Here is a 2,663-nt window from a genome sequence, read left to right as displayed (position 1 = left end):
CGTTCATAAAGAATACAGTTTTGGTAAAGCCACTGCAGTCTACTCCTTTGAAAGAAGTCCCACCCCACAAATAGGGCAAACCCAAAAGCTCTTTGCTGGATGCTACCAGGTTGTTTTCTGTCGGCTTCCGGCTGGCTACCCATTCTTTGTACTCCATGGTCTCCGCCGCTGACACAAAGCCGGTACGCCCATCCGGGAACGACACTTCGTAAAAGTCCTTTGATTTATTCTTCAACACCATCACATCGCCATACACCAGGTCAGAAACCGTAGTGGCTGCCTTTTCAGGAGTTGCGTAAGCGAAGCCGTAGGGTTTGGTATACAACATCTTTTTCCCTTTCTGCCAGGCTGTAAATCCGGCTTCATCCACCAATGCGATACCACCGGCATCTACCCAGGCAAGGTACTTGTCGGGCGTTTGCACCAGGTACCAGCCGCTGCTTTCCTTTTTCCATACCTGCAGGGGCGTACCCATCATGGCCTGTGTAGCGAGTTCGGCGGAATGCTTCGGTTCAGAACGCAGGTTGGCTACCGAGAGGGTGACAATTGCTTGGTGCTTGCCTTCAAGTTCTGCCTCCGGCAGCACCTGTATACTGTCCACATACGCGATATTAGCTGCCTGCAGCCGCTTGATCAGCTCTGCCTTCGCCTCGGGCATATTCGTTTCGCCGCGGAGTACGTTGCCTTTTGCTTCTACCTGGAAGAGTGCGACGCGCTTATCCGGTGCATACTGTTTCCGGACAGCATCGATGTGAGACTGAGAAGCAGCAGCTGCTGCAGGCGCTGCATCGGTAGCCTGGGCAGTTGTGTCGGAGGCAGTTCTGGAGCCGGCACAGGAGGCAAGCAGCAGAAGCAGCAACAGCACAAAAGGATTCTTTTTGATCATAGGGAAATAGGTTTAAAATCATCCGGCGCAACAATCGCGCCCCTGATGACAGGCATTAAACTTTGAACACTTATTTCAAAATAATAATTCGTTACTGGGGAGCCACCATTTGCATCAATAATGCAGACAGGTAGGCGCCATAAGTACCCAGGGCGTAACCCAGGATGGCCAGTAACACCCCTACCGGTGCCAGGGCGGGATGAAAAGCACTGGCTACGATCGGAGCAGAAGCGGCCCCGCCCACATTGGCCTGGCTGCCTACGGCAAGAAAAAAGAAAGGTGCTTTGACCAGTTTGCCTACAATCACCAGCAGCAAAAAGTGGATGGATATCCAGATAATACCTACCAGGAAAAGACCCGGCTGGCTGAAGATGGCTGCCACGTCCATCTGCATGCCAATGGTAGCCACCATGATGTATAAAAACAGGCTTCCAATGCGTGAAGCCCCTACGCCTTCCAGCTTGCGTGCACTGGTGAGTGAAAGCAACATGCCAAAGGTCGTTGCCAGTACCACTATCCAGAAGAAACCGGAGGTCAGACTGAACTGCTCCAGGTAAGGAGCATGCAACTCAATCCAAGGTGCAATGATGTCAGCCAGGAAGTGGGCCAGCCCCGTTACGCCGAGTCCTACGCCTACCACCATAATGGTGTCTGCTAAGGTCGGTAACTTCATGATGCTCTTCCGGTAGCGCTCTACTTTTTCTTTCAGCTCATTCACAGTGGAGTTATCTGCTTTGAAGAAAGCATCCAGTTTATCCGATCTGCCGGCGCCATAGAGCAGCACCGCCATCCAGATATTGGCTACGATCACATCCACAGCGATCACGGCTGAGAACAGATTCGGGTTTGGCTTGAAGACCTCATACATAGCGAGTTGGTTCGCTCCTCCCCCGATCCAGCTACCTGCTATGGTGGACAGGCCGCGCCAGACAGCATCCGGCCCCTGCCCCCCAACTATTTCAGGCGCAAAAGTAGAAACAATGAGAATCGCCAGCGGGCCACCGATCACGATACCGACAGAACCTGTTATAAACATCAGGCCGGCCTTGTGGCGCAGCTTCCAGATCTCCTTCAGGTCCAGGCTCACCGTGAACAGCACCAAACTGGCCGGTAACAGGTAGCGGGAGGCCACGTGGTACAGATTGGAATGCTCTCCTGAGATGATGTGGAGAGAATTGAGCAAACTGGGTATCAGGTAGCAGAGCAACAGGGCGGGTACTACGCTATAGAATTTTTTAAACACTCTTCGCTCACTGGACGATGTTTTGAAAATAATGGCCAGAATAACAACGAGTATACCTAGCACAACGGCATCATTGGTGATTAAAGGTGCTGGTGCAGCGACTTCTTCCATAGTGTAGTGCCCAGTGGGCTTATTGTTGGTTAAAGGTAAAGGTTATTTAAATAATTTGATTTCAAGAATTGATTTCTGCTTTTGCTGCTATGTTATAGCTTTTAACTGAGGCTATACCTGCTGTTAAAGTGCCTTTTGCTGGCGTAGTTGCCTGTATTCCAATGCCCTTTTACTTCTTGTTTCATAGTTGGCTGTGGAGCGCTCTAAGCCGCGGGGCATCGTCCTTTGGCATCGCGCTGTGTATCTTTCCTTTGCTTCCCTTCGGTCGCAATGCCGCTTGCGCGGCACCGGAAACCTACAAGGCGCTCAACCTAAGGACTGGGAGAAGGTTTAACATAAACTGCTGCTACAGTTGGAGCAGTTTATGTGATGGCTTTACAGCATCCAACTACTCCTGCCCCTCCTTGTCTAAGGAGGGGAGCC

2 protein-coding genes are annotated in these 2,663 nt (G+C 51.4%); both read right to left on the bottom strand.

All coding sequences use genetic code 11. The annotated features are described in order from the left end of the window. A partial coding sequence (locus tag OB13_RS18600; protein WP_461491686.1) for an SH3 domain-containing protein occupies positions 1-886 on the bottom strand: 886 nt, incomplete at its 3' end. Between the two features lie 91 nt (positions 887-977). Next, entirely contained in the window at positions 978-2,240 is a 1,263-nt protein-coding gene (locus tag OB13_RS18595; protein WP_461491685.1) for a DUF819 family protein, read from the bottom strand. Between the last annotated feature and the right edge of the window lie 423 nt (positions 2,241-2,663).

The sequence above is a fragment of the Pontibacter sp. HJ8 genome (genome assembly GCF_054824225.1).
The sequence above is the reverse complement of the archived record's forward strand: the minus strand, read 5'-3'. Positions and strand labels throughout refer to the sequence as shown.

Excerpts from the sequence above, each read along its gene's own strand:
- OB13_RS18595 (WP_461491685.1), bottom strand. The coding sequence starts at position 2,240 with ATGGAAGAAGTCGCTGCACCAGCACCTTTAATCACCAATGATGCCGTT.